This is a genomic window from Pikeienuella sp., from assembly GCF_046290545.1.
Lineage (GTDB): Bacteria > Pseudomonadota > Alphaproteobacteria > Rhodobacterales > Rhodobacteraceae > Pikeienuella.
Window position 1 is genome coordinate 551,806 of record NZ_JBKAGV010000017.1, and the last position, 14,481, is coordinate 566,286.

General features: G+C 70.7%; 15 protein-coding genes. 9 read left to right on the forward strand and 6 right to left on the reverse strand.

Annotated features, from left to right (window positions below; all coding sequences use genetic code 11):
* Positions 1-2 precede the first annotated feature (2 nt).
* The 6 genes from ACE37J_RS19195 to fsa form a co-directional block, all read right to left on the reverse strand.
* Positions 3-1,049 carry an ornithine cyclodeaminase gene (locus ACE37J_RS19195; RefSeq protein WP_409714416.1) on the reverse strand — a complete coding sequence of 349 codons (1,047 nt, stop codon included), beginning with the start codon at positions 1,047-1,049 and terminating at the stop codon, positions 3-5.
* A complete protein-coding gene (rocF, locus tag ACE37J_RS19200; RefSeq protein ID WP_409714419.1) occupies positions 1,049-1,963 on the reverse strand; it encodes an arginase in 915 nt (304 codons plus the stop codon). Before rocF ends, ACE37J_RS19195 begins: the two co-directional genes overlap by 1 nt.
* Before the next feature lie 122 nt (positions 1,964-2,085).
* Positions 2,086-2,517: an Lrp/AsnC family transcriptional regulator gene (locus tag ACE37J_RS19205; protein WP_409714422.1), complete on the reverse strand. Its 432-nt coding sequence runs from the start codon at positions 2,515-2,517 to the stop codon at positions 2,086-2,088.
* Complete coding sequence (locus tag ACE37J_RS19210) at positions 2,514-3,434, reverse strand: tyrosine recombinase XerC (protein WP_409714425.1); 921 nt, start codon at positions 3,432-3,434, stop codon at positions 2,514-2,516. Before ACE37J_RS19210 ends, ACE37J_RS19205 begins: the two co-directional genes overlap by 4 nt.
* Entirely contained in the window at positions 3,431-4,153 is a 723-nt protein-coding gene (locus ACE37J_RS19215) for a DUF484 family protein (protein WP_409714428.1), read from the reverse strand. The genes ACE37J_RS19210 and ACE37J_RS19215 overlap by 4 nt, the downstream gene beginning before the upstream one ends.
* Complete coding sequence (fsa, locus tag ACE37J_RS19220) at positions 4,146-4,802, reverse strand: fructose-6-phosphate aldolase (protein ID WP_409714431.1); 657 nt, start codon at positions 4,800-4,802, stop codon at positions 4,146-4,148. The genes ACE37J_RS19215 and fsa overlap by 8 nt, the downstream gene beginning before the upstream one ends.
* A gap of 105 nt (positions 4,803-4,907) precedes the next feature.
* On the opposite strand from fsa, the gene ACE37J_RS19225 reads away from it, so the two are divergent.
* From ACE37J_RS19225 to atpC, 9 genes are all read left to right on the forward strand, one after another.
* A complete protein-coding gene (locus tag ACE37J_RS19225) occupies positions 4,908-7,079 on the forward strand; it encodes a primosomal protein N' (RefSeq protein ID WP_409714434.1) in 2,172 nt (723 codons plus the stop codon).
* A gap of 83 nt (positions 7,080-7,162) precedes the next feature.
* Entirely contained in the window at positions 7,163-7,735 is a 573-nt protein-coding gene (locus ACE37J_RS19230; protein ID WP_409714437.1) for a hypothetical protein, read from the forward strand.
* Between the two features lie 12 nt (positions 7,736-7,747).
* Positions 7,748-8,098 carry a YciI family protein gene (locus tag ACE37J_RS19235; RefSeq protein WP_409714440.1) on the forward strand — a complete coding sequence of 117 codons (351 nt, stop codon included), beginning with the start codon at positions 7,748-7,750 and terminating at the stop codon, positions 8,096-8,098.
* On the forward strand, positions 8,095-9,318 hold the full coding sequence (locus tag ACE37J_RS19240) for an RNA polymerase sigma factor (protein WP_409714443.1): 1,224 nt from the start codon (positions 8,095-8,097) through the stop codon (positions 9,316-9,318). Before ACE37J_RS19235 ends, ACE37J_RS19240 begins: the two co-directional genes overlap by 4 nt.
* A 291-nt stretch (positions 9,319-9,609) precedes the next feature.
* Entirely contained in the window at positions 9,610-10,170 is a 561-nt protein-coding gene (locus ACE37J_RS19245; RefSeq protein ID WP_409714446.1) for a F0F1 ATP synthase subunit delta, read from the forward strand.
* Complete coding sequence (atpA, locus tag ACE37J_RS19250; RefSeq protein WP_409714449.1) at positions 10,170-11,708, forward strand: F0F1 ATP synthase subunit alpha; 1,539 nt, start codon at positions 10,170-10,172, stop codon at positions 11,706-11,708. Before ACE37J_RS19245 ends, atpA begins: the two co-directional genes overlap by 1 nt.
* A 27-nt stretch (positions 11,709-11,735) precedes the next feature.
* Positions 11,736-12,605 (forward strand): F0F1 ATP synthase subunit gamma, encoded by an 870-nt coding sequence (locus ACE37J_RS19255; RefSeq protein ID WP_409714452.1) that lies wholly within the window; start codon positions 11,736-11,738, stop codon positions 12,603-12,605.
* Positions 12,606-12,624: 19 nt separating this feature from the next.
* The gene (gene atpD, locus ACE37J_RS19260) at positions 12,625-14,046 is read left to right on the forward strand and encodes a F0F1 ATP synthase subunit beta (RefSeq protein WP_409714455.1); all 1,422 of its coding nucleotides are present in this window, start codon (positions 12,625-12,627) and stop codon (positions 14,044-14,046) included.
* Positions 14,047-14,062: 16 nt separating this feature from the next.
* On the forward strand, positions 14,063-14,461 hold the full coding sequence (gene atpC / locus ACE37J_RS19265) for an ATP synthase F1 subunit epsilon (protein ID WP_409714458.1): 399 nt from the start codon (positions 14,063-14,065) through the stop codon (positions 14,459-14,461).
* Positions 14,462-14,481: the final 20 nt, after the last annotated feature.

Sequence of the window (14,481 nt, forward strand, 5' to 3'; positions counted from 1 at the left end):
TTTCAGCCGGCGCGGCGGACCATGCCGAAAAGGTCCCGCGGGTCGTCCGGATCGGCCAGCATGTCGAGTTCGATATAAGCCCCGGTCCGCTCCAGCTGGTCACGGATGTAGCGGAGCGCCGAGAAATCCTCAATGGCGAAGCCCACGCTGTCGAAGAGCGTGATCTCCGAGGCGGAGCGGCGGCCGGGCGCGCGGCCCGTCATCACCTCCCAGAGCTCGGTGACCGGATGGTCGGGATCGAGTTGCTGGATCTCCCCCTCGATCCGCGTCTGCGGCGGATACTCGACGAAGATGGAGGAGCGGAGGAGAATGTCCCGGTGCAGCTCCGTCTTGCCGGGGCAGTCGCCCCCGATGGCGTTTATGTGGACCCCGGCGCCGACCATGTTGTCCGTCAGGATCGTGGCGTTCTGCTTGTCCGCCGTGCAGGTGGTGACGATCTCGGCCCCCGTCACCGCCTCCTCCTTGGAGGCGCAGGAGACGACGCGAAGGCCGGAGCCGGCGAGGTTCCGCGCGGCCTTCTCCGTCGCCTTCCCGTCGACGTCATAGAGGCGCACCTCATCGATTCCGAGCAGGGCCCGGAAGGCGAGCGCCTGGAACTCGCACTGCGCGCCGTTCCCGATCATCGCCATCGTCCGCGCATCCTTCGGCGCCAGATGCTTCGCCGCGAGGGCGGAAGTCGCGGCTGTGCGTAGCGCAGTCAGAACGGTCATCTCGGTGAGCAGAATGGGATATCCATTGTTCACATTGGACAGGACGCCAAAGGCTGTGACCGTCTGGTATCCCTCCCGCATGTTCTTCGGGTGGCCGTTGACATACTTGAAACCGTAGTTCTCGCCATCCGAGGTCGGCATCAGTTCAATCACGCCATCGGAGGAATGAGCGGCGACGCGCGGCGTCTTGTCGAAGCTTTCCCAGCGGCGGAAATCCGCCTCGATGTAATCGGCGAGTTCCGTCATCACCTGAGCGGGGCCGATTCCGTTGACGATTTCCATCATGTGGGCGACGGAGACGAAGGGCACCATGGCGAGGCGGGAGGGGGCGGGTTTCATCAGAAGCTCCTCGTCATGCGGTCCAGCACCTTCCGCCCCATCAGCGAGGCGGCGAGATCGACCATCAGCCGCGCGGTCTTGCCGCGCTCGTCCAGGAACGGGTTCAGCTCCACGAGGTCGAGCGAGGAGGCGAGGCCGCTGTCATGCACCATCTCCATGATGAGATGCGCCTCCCGGAATGTCGCGCCGCCCGGAACCGTGGTGCCGACGGCGGGGGCGATGCCGGGGTCGAGAAAATCGACGTCGAGGCTGACATGCAGCCGCCCCCCGGCCGCCGCCACGCGCGCGAGGAATGCGCGGAGCGGCGCGGCGATCCCGTGCTCGTCGATGGCCCGCATGTCCCGCACCTCGAACCCCGCCTCTGCGATGCGCGCGTTCTCCGCCCGATCCACGGACCTCAGCCCCATCATCAGGACGTTGGCCGGCTCAACCCGCGTCGGGAGGGGCGGAAAGTCGGCGAAGCCCTCGGCCCCGGTCGCATAGGCCATCGGCGCGCCGTGGAGGTTGCCACTCTCCGTCGTCTCAGGCGTGTGAAGGTCGGGATGCGCGTCGAGCCATAGGACGAAGAGCGGCCGACCCTCCGCCGCCGCCCGCGCCGCCATGGCGGGAACAGTCCCGGCCGCGAGGCTGTGGTCGCCGCCGAGGAAGACCGGAAAACCCGGCTCCGCCCGCCCGGCTTCCTGGATCGCCGCGGTCCAGGAAGAGACGGCGGCGAGGTTGCGGACGGCCGGGTTTTCATGCGCCCGCGCCTGCGCAGGAGCGGGCCGAATGTCGCCACGGTCCGCCACGCTATGCCCGAGCGAGGCAAGCGTCTCCGCAAGGCCGGCGACGCGATAGGCCTCGGGGCCCATCTGGCATCCGGGCTGCGCCGCGCCAGCATGGGTCGGAACGCCGATCAGGGCGATGTCTGTCATGGTCGGTCTCCACTGTTCGCCCGGAAGATAGAAACGCAAGCCGGCCGATCTGAAGCGGGATTTTCGGTCGATCTGCAGCCTTTGTTGATCGAAACGAGAAGTCGATTAGGCGAAACGACCGCCTACCCGCGAATCCTGTCGAGCAGCAGGCTCGTCTGGCTGTTCGATACGCCGGGCGCCGCCCGCACTTCCCGCAGAACCCGGTCGAATTCCGGGAGCGAGGCGACACGGATCTCAGCCACGAGGTCCCACGCGCCGTTCGTGGTATGGAGAGCGGTGATCTCCGGCATGCGGGAGAGGGCGGATATGACGGAGCGCGTCATCGAGCCCTTCAGTTCGATCGACATCACGGCGCGGATCGCCGGCCCCTCCTCCGCATCCGTCTCCACGGTGAAGCGCCGGATCACGCCGCGCGCCTTCATCGCCTCGATCCGGGCCCGAACCGTCCCGCGCGCGAGGCCGAGCGAGGCCGAGAGCGCGGCGACGGAGGCGCGCCCGTCCGCGCGGAGCGCGGCGAGGAGCCGCCGGTCGGTCTCGTCGAGCGGGGCGGTCATGCGCCGCCGCGCGGATGCGCCGCCTCGTAGGCCGCCATCAGCCGCGCCTCGTCCACCCCTGTGTAGACCTGCGTGGTGGAGAGGGAAGCATGGCCGAGCAGCGCCTGGATGGAGCGGAGATCGCCCCCGGCGGAGAGAAGATGCGTCGCGAAGGAATGGCGGAGCGCGTGGGGCGTCGCCGTCGCGGGCAGGCCGAGCGCCGCGCGCGCCGTCGCCATCGTCTTCTGCGCCATCGACGGGTCGAGCCGCCCGCCCCGCGCGCCGAGGAAGAGCGGCGCCTCCGGCCCCGGCGCCAGCGGCAGGAGCCGGAGATACTCGTCCACCGTCGCCCGCGCGGCGCCGATCACGGGCACGATCCGCGGCTTGCCGCCCTTGCCGACGATCCTGAGCGTCTCCGGCAGCGGTGCGTCCCGCCGGTTCAGGGCCAGCGCTTCGGAAATGCGGAGCCCCGCGCCCCAGAGGAGTGTGAGGAGCGCCGCGTCCCGCGCCGCGATCCAGGGCTCGGGATGCGCCGCGCCGGCATGGGCGATGAGCGCCCGCGCCGCCTCGGCGCTCACCGGCCGGGGCAGCCGCTTCGGCGTCTTCGGCGCGCGGGCGGCGAGCGGCGCCGCGGCCTCCGCCCCTTCCGCCTCGCCGAGCCAGCGGTGAAAGGACTTGACCGCCGAGAGCGCGCGAGCGGCGGAGCGGGGCGAAAGCCCTTCGTCGAGGAGATGCGCCTGCCAGGCCCGCATCTCCCGCGGCGTAATCCCGGCCAAGGCCTCGCGGCCCGCCGCCTCGCCCCGGTGCAGGGTCATGAAGTCGAGATAGCGCCCCACATCCCGCCGGTAGGCGTCTATCGTGCGGGGAGAGGCCGCCTTCGCGCCCGCCATGCCCCCGAGGAAGCGGGCGAGAAGCGCGCCGGCCTCCCCGCCGGTCATGCGTCCGGCGCGAGCCAGCGGCGGAGCGCCCGCTCCACCACGCCGCTGAAGAATTCGAGTAGGTCCGTCCCCTGGTCGGGCGTGAAGCGCCTCGGGTCCTCCGCCCCGAAGACGAGGAGGCCGCGCCGCCCGTCCCCGAGGTCGAGCGGCGCCAGCGCTTCCGAACGGATCGCGCCGGCGGCGTCGCCGAAGATCGCCTCAGCCTCCGCCGTCGCCGCCCGGAGCGCGACGCGCCTGCCGGCGCCCGGCCCGAGCGCGAGATAGGCGGAGACGCCGCCCGGCGGCAGGATCACCAGCGCCTCGCCCAGCTCCCCGGTCAGCCCCGGCGCAGGGCCGGGCTCCGCCTCGTCCGTCTCGATGCAGAGCCGCGCGAGGTCCACCGCCACCATGTCCGGCGTCTCCACGGTCAGCGCGCGCAGGAAATCGACGAAACGGTTCTGTTCGAGCAGCAGCAGCACCGCGCGCTGGATCTGCGCCGCGCCGGCGAGGTTTTCGTAGGCCGCGGCGATGACGGAGCGATGCGTCGTCTCCAGCTTGTCGAGCCGCGCCTCGAGCCGGGAGACGAGCGCGCCGCGGAGATCGACGACCTTGCGCCCGCCCGGCGGCGCGTTCGCCTCGATCAGCGCCTGCATGACGGCCCGATCCTCCAGCACGACCGCCGGGTCGGCGAGGATCTCGGCCCGGAGGTCGCGCCCCGGTTTTTCCAGCGGTTCAGCCAAGGATCGTCTGGCCCGTCTTGGCCCAGTCCTTGAGGAAGGCGTCGAGCCCCTTGTCCGTCAGCGGATGCGACGCGAGCGCCTTGATGACGGAAGGCGGAGCGGTGATGACGTCGGCGCCGATCAGCGCGGCGGCCTTCACATGGTTCACCGTGCGGATGGACGCGGCGAGGATCTCGGTGGAGAAGTGGTAATTGTCGTAGATCTGGCGAATCTCCTGGATGAGCTCCATGCCGTCCATGCCGATATCGTCCAGCCGCCCGATGAAGGGGGAGATGAAGGTCGCCCCCGCCTTCGCGGCCAGAAGCGCCTGATTGGCGGAGAAGCAGAGCGTGACGTTTACCATCCGCCCCTCGTCCGTCAGCGCCTTGCAGGCCTTCAGCCCCTCCCAGGTCAGGGGCACCTTCACCGCGATGTTGGGCGCGATGGCGGCGAGCTTCCGGCCCTCCGCGATCATCCCCTCCGCGTCCGCCGCCACCGTCTCCGCGCTCACCGGGCCGGGGACGAGGTCGCAGATCTCCTTCGTCACCTCGAGGATGTTCCGCCCGGATTTCATGATGAGCGAGGGGTTCGTCGTCACGCCGTCGACCATCCCGGTCTCGGCGAGGGCCCGAATCTCCTCGATCTCCGCGGTGTCCACGAAGAATTTCATGCGCTGTCCTTCCGCTCTCCGCCCCCGCCGCCTGCCGCGGCTTCGGGGCCTGCCTGTCGCGCGCAAGCATAGCGGAGCGGGCTCCCCGCCGCCACGGGGAATTCGGTGAGCGGGGCCGGGGGAGCCCTCGTCTCGGTCCTGACCCCGCTGCCGGTGGACCGCGCCTATGACTATCTTGCGCCGCCGGGCATGGCGCTCCCGGCCGGCGCCTTCGTCGAGGTGGAGGTGGGGCCGAACCGGGTGATCGGCTGCGTCTGGGGGCCGGCGGAGGGGGACGCAGCGCCGGAGAAACTGAAGCCCGTGCTCCGCGCGCTGGACCTGCCGCCCGCGCCCGCGCCCTTCCGCGACTTTCTCGCCCGCGCCTCCGACTACACGCTCACCCCGCTCGGCGCGATGCTCCGCCTCGCGACGCGGGCCCCCGATCTCGACCGGGAGCCGCCGATGCGGAGCTACTGGCGCGCGGGCCCGCCGCCCGAACGCCTGACGCCCGCGCGCAAGCGGGTGCTGGAGGCGCTGGCGGAGGCCGGCGTCGCGATGAGTGCGGCGGAGCTTTCCGCCTTCGCAGGCGTCTCCGGATCGGTCGTGAAGGGCCTCGCGGAGGCGGGCGCGCTTGTCGAAGAGCGGCGGCCCGGCGCGCGGCCCTTCGCGCCCCTGCGGCTCGAAGGCGCGCCGGCGCTCTCGCCCGCGCAGGGCGCGGCCGCGGTCGCGCTGGCGGAAGCGGCGCAAGCCCGCGCCTTCCGGCCCTTCCTCCTCAACGGCGTGACGGGCTCGGGCAAGACGGAGGTCTATCTCGAAGCCGTCGCCGCCTGCCTCGAAGCCGGGCGGCAGGCCCTGATCCTCCTGCCCGAAATCGCGCTCACCGCCGCCTTCATCGCGCGGGTCGAGGCGCGCTTCGGCGCGCGGCCCGCCGAATGGCATTCGGGCGTGACGGGGGCGGAGCGGCGGCGCGTCTGGGTCGGGGCTGCGCGGGGGGAGGCGCGGCTCGTCGTCGGCGCGCGCTCCGCGCTTTTCCTCCCCTTCGCCGATCCCGGCCTCATCGTGGTGGATGAGGAGCATGACGGCTCCTACAAGCAGGAGGACGGCGCGCTCTACAATGCGCGGGACATGGCGGTGCTCCGCGCCTCGCTTTCCTGCGCGACCGTCGTCCTCGCCTCCGCCACGCCCTCGCTGGAGACCTGGGCCAACGCCGCCGCCGGCAAATACGCGCGGCTCGACCTCCCCGAACGCTTCGGCGCGGCGGAGCCGCCGGCCATGCGGCTCATCGACATCAGGGAGGAGGGACCGCCCCCCGGCCGCTGGATCGCGCCGCCTCTCGCCCGCGCCGTCGCGCAGCGCATCGTGGCGGGGGAGCAGGCGCTCCTCTTCCTGAATCGCCGCGGCTACGCCCCGCAGACGCTCTGCCGCGCGTGCGGCCATGTCTTCGACTGTCCTCATTGCGACGCGCGGATGGTGGAGCATCGCTACCGCGCCCGGCTCCTCTGCCATCAATGCGGACATGAGGCGCCGATCCCCAAGGCCTGTCCCTCCTGCGGGCGGGAGGACCGGCTCGCCGCAATCGGCCCCGGGGTGGAGCGGCTGGCGGAGGAGGCGGCGGCGCTCTTCCCGCAGGCCCGGATCGCCGTGCTCTCTTCCGACATCGCCGCCAGCGCGCTCCGGGCGGAGATCGAGCGGATCGCACGCGGCGGCGCCGATCTCGTGATCGGGACGCAGATCGTCGCCAAGGGGCATGACTTCCCGCTCCTGACCCTCGTGGGCGTGATCGACGCCGATCTCGGCCTGAAGGGGGGTGACCTGCGCGCGGCGGAGCGCACGTTCCAGCTTGTCAGCCAGGTCGCCGGGCGGGCCGGGCGGCGGGAGAAGCCGGGCCTTGCGCTGGTGCAGACGGCCGCGCCGGAGCACGCCGTGATGCGCGCGCTCGTCTCCGGCGATGCGGAGGGGTTTCTGGAGGCGCTGGCGGCGGAGCGCCTCGCCGCCGGCGCGCCGCCCTTCGGGCGCATGGCCGGCGTGATCCTCTCCGGGCGGGACGAGGCGCAGGTCTTCGCCGCCGCCAACGCGCTGGCGCGGGCCGATGCGCCGCTCCGCGCGGCGGGGGCGGAGCTCTTCGGCCCCGCGCCGGCGCCCATCGCGCGGATCAGGGGCCGGTCGCGCGTCCGGCTTCTCGTGAAGGCGCCGAAGGGCGCGCCGCTCCAGGCCGCGCTCCGGGAATGGCGCGCCTCCGTCCGCATCCCCTCCGCCGTGCGCCTCGCCATCGATATCGACCCGCAGAGCTTTTTGTGAGGCGCATGTAAAAATCCGCCCCTCCCCGCCCGTCATGGGGGTGAGCGCGGGATCGGCCCGCGCCGATCCGACGGGAGACTATCATGAAACGAACCCTCATCCCCCTCGCCCTTCTCGCCTTTGCGGGCGGAGCGGAGGCGGAGGCGCCGCAGGCGGCGCTCGCCTCCCTCTCCGGCACCTGGCAGAGCGCAGCGCCCGAGCCCTGGTATGGGGGCTTCGGCTGGCGCGAATTCGTGTTCCGGGACGGGCGCTGGAGCCTGACCTTCACTCATGCGCTCGATCCCGAAATGACGCTTCGCACGTTCCAGTTCCGCACCGGCGGCGGATACGACGTGAAGGGGGAGAGCCCCGCCGTCCCCGGCGCCTTTCGCACCGTCTTCGCGGAAGACTGGAAGCATGTCACTCTCCTCACCGAGGATCCGGCGCTCGCCGCCGCGATGGGGATGGGAGACTGCGCGCTGACCGTGAACCTGGAGACCGACATCTCGGAGACGGGCTGCGCCTCCTGGAAGCCCGTCTCCGTCTGCGCGGAGGATCACGACCTCATCGCGATGGACGAGACGGGCCTCCGTTTCGGCGTCCGCCCGCCGGACAACGACATGTGCGACGCATCGAAGACCCCGACGGCGCTGCTGCCCGCCGTCGTGAAGCGCTGAAAGGAGACCGATATGTCCATGCAGTTCATGATCCTTCCCTATTCGAAGAAGGGCGGCTCCGGCGACGCCGGCGCGCCGGACGACATGCCGGCCTGGATCGCCTACACAGAGGCGCTGGCGAAGGCCGGCGTGCTCCGCGGCGGGGAGGAGCTCGCCTCCCCCGACGAGGCTGCGGTGATCCGCGTGCGGGACGGCGCGCGCATCGTCGAGGACGGCCCCTACGCCGACACCAAGGAGCAGCTCGGCGGCTTCTTCCTGATCGAGGTCGAGGACCTTCAGGCCGCGATGGAATGGGGCGCGCGCTGCCCCGCCGCCTCGACCGGCGCGGTCGAGGTGAGGCCGGTCATCCTGCATCCCCGGTGACCGAGGCGGCGCAAGCCGCGGAGCGAGCCGCCCGTCTGAGCTACGGGCGGCTCGTCGCCATTCTCGCCGCGCGCGGCGGCGGGATCGCGGCGGCGGAGGACGCGCTGGCGGAGGCGCTGGCCCGCGCCCTCTCCGTCTGGCCGGACCGCGGCGTCCCCGCCTCGCCCGAGGCCTGGCTCGTCGCCGTCGCGCGCCGCGCTGCGTTTGACGAGGGTCGGCGCCGCGGCGCGCTGGCGCGGGCGGCCGATCATCTCGCCTTGCTGGAGGCGGAGCGTGCGGCGGGGCGGGACTGGCCGGACGAGCGTCTGCGCCTCCTCTTCGCCTGCGCCGGGCCGGAGGTGGAGCCCGCCCTCCGCGCGCCGCTCATGCTGCAGGTCGTCCTCGGGCTGGATGCTCGGCGCATCGCCTCCGCCTTCCTCGTCACGCCCAACACGATGGGCGTCTCCCTCTCCCGCGCCAAGGCGCGGCTGAGGGATGCGGCGCCCGGCTTCGCGCCACCCGCGCCGGACGAGGCGGCGGAGCGGGTCGGCGAAGTCCTCCGCGCGATCTACGCCGCCTACACGCTCGGGCTCGACGGCGCGCACGGCCTCGACGAGAAGACGGGCGGGCTGGCGCGGGAGGCGCTCTGGCTCGGCGGGCTCGCCGCCGCTCTCGCGCCGGAGGAGCCGGAGGCGCTGGGCCTCCACGCCCTGATGCTCTTTGCGGAAAGCCGCAGCTCGGCGCGGCGAGATGCGGCCGGCCGCTACGTTCCGCTCGACCGGCAGGATATGGCGCTGTGGTCCGCTCCGATGGTTGCGGATGCGGAGACTGCGCTCCGCCGCGCAGCCGCCTTCGAAAGGCCCGGGCGCTTCCAGCTCGAGGCCGCGATCCAGTCGGTCCACGCCGACCGGCGGCGCACGGGGCGGACGGACTGGGCGGCGATCCTGTATCTCTATGACGGCCTCCTTGCGCTTGCGCCCTCGCTCGGCGCGCAGACGGGGCGGGCCGTCGCGCTCGGGGAGGCGCAGGGAGCGATGGCCGGGCTCGCGGCGCTCGATGCGGCGCCCGAGGCCGCCCGCGCCCGCTACCAGCCCTGGCGCGCCGCGCGCGCCCATCTCCTCGCCCGGTCAGGCGCGCGCGGGGAGGCGGCGGCCGAGTTCCGGCGCGCCGCCGGCCTCTCGGAGGACCCGGCGGCGCGGGCCTGGCTTCTCGAACGCGCGGCGGAGGCCGAAGCGGGCTGAGGCATGGCCTGAATCGCCGCCGCGCCCTGCGCCTTATCGACCCCGCAGCGCAGCATATTTTCCGCCCTGCGCCTGCGGCACGCCGTCCACAACCGGGCAAGACATTGAATTTAAACGAATCGAATGCGGATGGCGATGCTCCGACGGGCATTGCCAATTCAGCGGACCCCATGATACCCCTCGCGCGGCCTGAAGAGGGGGGTTCGCTCCGCTCTCTCCGGCCGCGCCACGCCGCACGCCGGACCTCCCGGCGAGAGAACGGCCACGACGTCAGGACTGCGAGGGGAACGGATGAGCGACAATTCAGGCTCCGCCGCGGGGATCGCCGGGCGCTATGCGTCGGCGCTCTTCGAGATTGCCGAGGAAAGCGGCGCGCTTGAGGCCGTCGAAGGCCATCTCGGCGCGCTGAAAGGCGCGATGGCGGAGAGCGCGGATTTCGTCGCCTTCCTGAAAAGCCCCGTCATCAGCCGCGAGGAGCAGGGGGCCGCGATGGCCGCCATCGCCGCGAAGATGGGGATCGGCGCGCCCGTCACGTCCGTGCTCGGCCTGATGGCCGCGAAACGCCGGCTCTTCTGCCTGCCGGAGATGATCGAGGCCTTCGCGGCGATGCTCGCCGCCAAGCGCGGGATCGTCTCGGCCGAGGTGGTCTCCGCCGCGCCGCTGAGCGACGCGCAGCGCGCCGGGCTCGAAGCGGCGATCAAGGCCTGGGCGGGCGCCGACATAGCGCTCGACTCCCGGGTCGACGCGGCGCTGATCGGCGGCCTTGTCGTTAAGGTCGGCTCCAAGATGATCGACGCCTCCGTCCGCGCGAAGCTCGATTCCCTGAAAACCGCAATGAAAGAGGTCGGATGATGAGCATCCAGGCTGCCGAGATCACCGCGATCCTCAAAGAGCAGATCAAGAATTTCGGGCAGGACGCGGAAGTCGCCGAGATTGGCCGCGTCCTCTCCGTCGGCGACGGCATCGCCCGCATCTACGGGCTCGACCAGTGCCAGGCCGGCGAGATGGTCGAGTTTCCGGGCGGCATCCGCGGCATGGCGCTGAACCTCGAGGCTGACAATGTCGGCGTCGTGATCTTCGGCGACGACCGCTCGATCAAGGAAGGCGACATCGTCAAGCGCACCGGCGCGATCGTGGACGTTCCGACGGGCGACGAGCTGCTCGGCCGCGTGGTGGACGGTCTCGGCAACCCGATCGACGGCAAGGGCCCGCTCAACACGACGAAGCGTTCCCGCGCCGAGGTGAAGGCGCCGGGCATCATCCCCCGGAAGTCCGTGCATGAGCCGATGATGACCGGCCTCAAGGCCATCGACGCGCTCATCCCCGTCGGCCGCGGCCAGCGCGAGCTGATCATCGGCGACCGCCAGACGGGCAAGACCGCCGTGGCGCTCGACGCGATCCTGAACCAGAAGTCGGTGAACGACGCGGCCGGGGACGACGAGTCGAAGAAGCTCTATTGCGTCTATGTCGCGGTCGGGCAGAAGCGCTCCACCGTCGCCCAGCTCGTGAAGAAGCTGGAGGAGACGGGCGCGCTCGCCTATTCCATCGTCGTCGCCGCCACCGCGTCGGACCCGGCGCCGCTCCAGTTCCTCGCGCCCTATTCCGCCTGCGCGATGGCCGAGCACTTCCGGGACAACGGGCGCCACGCGCTCATCATCTACGATGACCTCTCCAAGCAGGCGGTCGCCTATCGCCAGATGTCCCTCCTACTCCGCCGCCCGCCGGGGCGCGAGGCCTATCCGGGCGACGTCTTCTATCTCCACTCGCGTCTCCTGGAGCGCGCTGCGAAGCTGAACGAGGAGAATGGCGCGGGCTCGATGACGGCGCTGCCGATCATCGAGACGCAGGGCGGCGACGTGTCCGCCTTCATCCCGACCAACGTGATCTCGATCACCGACGGGCAGATCTTCCTTGAGACGGAGCTCTTCTACCAGGGCGTCCGCCCGGCCGTGAACGTCGGCCTCTCGGTCTCCCGCGTCGGCTCCTCTGCGCAGACCAAGGCGATGAAGTCGGTCGCCGGTTCGATCAAGCTCGAACTCGCGCAGTATCGCGAGATGGCCGCCTTCGCGCAGTTCGGCTCCGACCTCGACGCCGCGACGCAGAAGCTCCTCGCCCGCGGCGCGCGGCTCGTCGAGCTGCTGAAGCAGCCGCAATATTCGCCGCTGACGAACGCCGAGCAGGTGATCGTGATCTACGCCGGCACGAAGGGCTATCTCGACAAGTTCCCGGTCAACCGGGTGCAGGCTTTCGAGCGCGGGCTGCTGGAGCATCTCCGGTCGAACTGCAAGCCGCTGCTCGACGAGATCCGCGACACGGACCCGAAGATCGCCGGCGAGATCGAGGACAAGATCAAGGCGGCGCTCGACGAGTTCTCCAAGTCGTTTTCCTGAGCACGAGCCCGAGGGGGATAGCGCCCGATGGCTAATCTCAAGGTCCTGAAGAACCGGATCGCGTCGGTCAAGTCGACCCGCAAGATCACCAAGGCGATGCAGATGGTCGCCGCCGCGAAGCTGCGCCGCGCGCAGGACGCGGCGGAGGCCGCCCGCCCCTATGCCGAGCGGATGGACGCTGTTCTCGGCAACCTCGCTCGCGCGACGGCGGGAACGCCGGCGGCCCCGAAGCTGCTGGCCGGCACGGGGGCGGACAAGGTCCATCTCCTCATCGTCGCAACGGCGGAGCGCGGCCTTTGCGGCGGCTTCAACTCCTCCATCGCCCGGCTCGCCCGGCAGAAGGCGGACGAGCTGCTTGCGGCCGGCAAGACGGTGAAGATCCTCACCATCGGCAAGAAGGGCCGCGAAGCGCTGAAGCGGACGCATGGCGCCCACTTCGTCGATCATGTCGACATGTCCGGGGTGAAGCGGCTCGGCTTCGCCGATGCGCAGGCCGTCGGCGCGGCGGTGCTGAAGCGGTTCGACGAGGAAGATTTCGACGTCGCGACGCTGTTCTTCAGCCGCTTCCAGTCGGTCATCAGCCAGATCCCGACGGCGCAGCAGATCATCCCCGCCGTGTTCGAGGGCGAGGCGGAGAGCGGCCGCGTCTATGACTATGAGCCGGAGGAGGGGGAGATCCTCGCCGATCTTCTGCCCCGCAACCTCGCGGTGCAGATCTTCCGCGGCCTGCTTGAGAACGCCGCCTCCGAGCAGGGAGCGCGCATGTCTGCGATGGACAACGCGACGCGGAATGCGGGTGAGATGATCGAGAAGCTGACGATCCAGTACAACCGCTCGCGTCAGGCCGCGATCACGAACGAACTCATCGAAATCATTTCGGGCGCCGAGGCGCTCTGACCGGTCGGAGAGACACATCATGAGCCAAACCGGCAAGATCACCCAGGTCATCGGCGCCGTCGTGGACGTCGCCTTCGACGGCGAACTCCCGCCGATCCTGAACGCGCTGGAGACCGACAACAACGGGAACCGCCTCGTTCTGGAAGTCGCCCAGCATCTCGGCGAGAACACGGTCCGCACCATCGCCATGGACGCGACCGAGGGCCTCGTCCGCGGCGCTGCGGTGAAGGATACAGGCGGCCCCATCACCGTTCCGGTGGGCGACGCGACGCTGGGGCGCATCCTCAACGTGGTCGGGGACCCGGTGGACGAGGGCGGCCCGGTCGTCGCCTCCGAGCATCGCGCCATCCACCAGCCGGCCCCGGCCTATGTGGACCAGTCGACCGAGTCCGAGGTTCTTGTCACCGGCATCAAGGTGGTGGACCTGCTCGCGCCCTACGCCAAGGGCGGCAAGATCGGCCTCTTCGGCGGCGCGGGCGTGGGCAAAACCGTGCTCATCATGGAGCTCATCAACAACATCGCGAAGGTGCATTCTGGCTTCTCCGTCTTCGCCGGCGTCGGCGAGCGGACCCGCGAGGGCAACGACCTCTACCACGAGATGATCGAATCCGGCGTCATCGTGCCGGACAACCTGACCGACTCGAAGGTGGCCCTCGTCTACGGCCAGATGAACGAGCCGCCGGGGGCCCGCGCCCGCGTAGCTCTGACGGGCCTTACGCTCGCGGAGCAGTTCCGCGACCAGTCCGGTACGGACGTTCTCTTCTTCGTGGACAACATCTTCCGCTTCACGCAGGCGGGTTCGGAAGTGTCCGCGCTTCTCGGCCGCATTCCCTCCGCCGTGGGCTACCAGCCCACGCTGGCGACGGACATGGGCCAGCTGCAGGAGCGCATCACCTCCACGAACAAGGGTTCGATCACCTCGGTTCAGGCGATCTACGTGCCGGCGGACGACCTTACGGACCCGGCGCCGGCGACCTCCTTCGCGCACCTTGACGCGACGACCGTGCTTTCCCGCGCGATCTCCGAGCTCGGTATCTATCCGGCGGTGGACCCGCTCGACTCGACCTCCCGCCTGCTCGACCCGGCGGTGATCGGGGAAGAGCACTACAACGTCGCGCGCGAGGTGCAGTCGATCCTCCAGCGCTACAAGGCGCTGCAGGACATCATCGCCATCCTCGGCATGGACGAGCTCTCGGAAGAGGACAAGCTGACCGTCGCCCGCGCCCGGAAGATCCAGCGCTTCCTCTCCCAGCCCTTCGACGTGGCGCAGGTCTTCACCGGCTCGCCCGGCGTGCAGGTGCCGCTGGAGAAGACGATCGACTCGTTCAAGCGCGTCTGCGCCGGCGAGTTCGACCATCTGCCGGAGGCGGCCTTCTACATGGTCGGCGACATCGACGAGGTGATCGCCAAGGCGCAGCGGCTCGCCGCCGCCGCCGCCTGATCCGGGGGAGCGCGACATGGCCGAGACGATGCCCTTCGAGCTCGTCTCCCCCGAGCGGCGTCTCGCCGCGGGTGAGGCGGAGATGGTGACGATCCCCGGCGCGATGGGCGATCTCGGCGCGATGCCGGGCCATGCGCCGATGCTGACGACGCTGCGCCCCGGCCTTCTGGTCGTGAAGGGCGGCGCGGCGGCGGGCGAATACTTCGTCACCGGCGGCTTCGCCGAGGTCACGCCGGAGAGCGGCGCCGCGATCCTTGCGGAAGAGGCGGTGGAGCGGAAGACCCTGACGCGGGACTGGTTCGACGCCCGTATCGCCTCAGCCCGCGCCGCACTCGAAGCCGCGCCGGCGGAGGGCCGCCAAGCCGCCGCGATGCGGCTCAACGATTTCGAGACAGCGGCCTCGCAACTTCTCTGATCCCGTCGAAGCTGAATGAA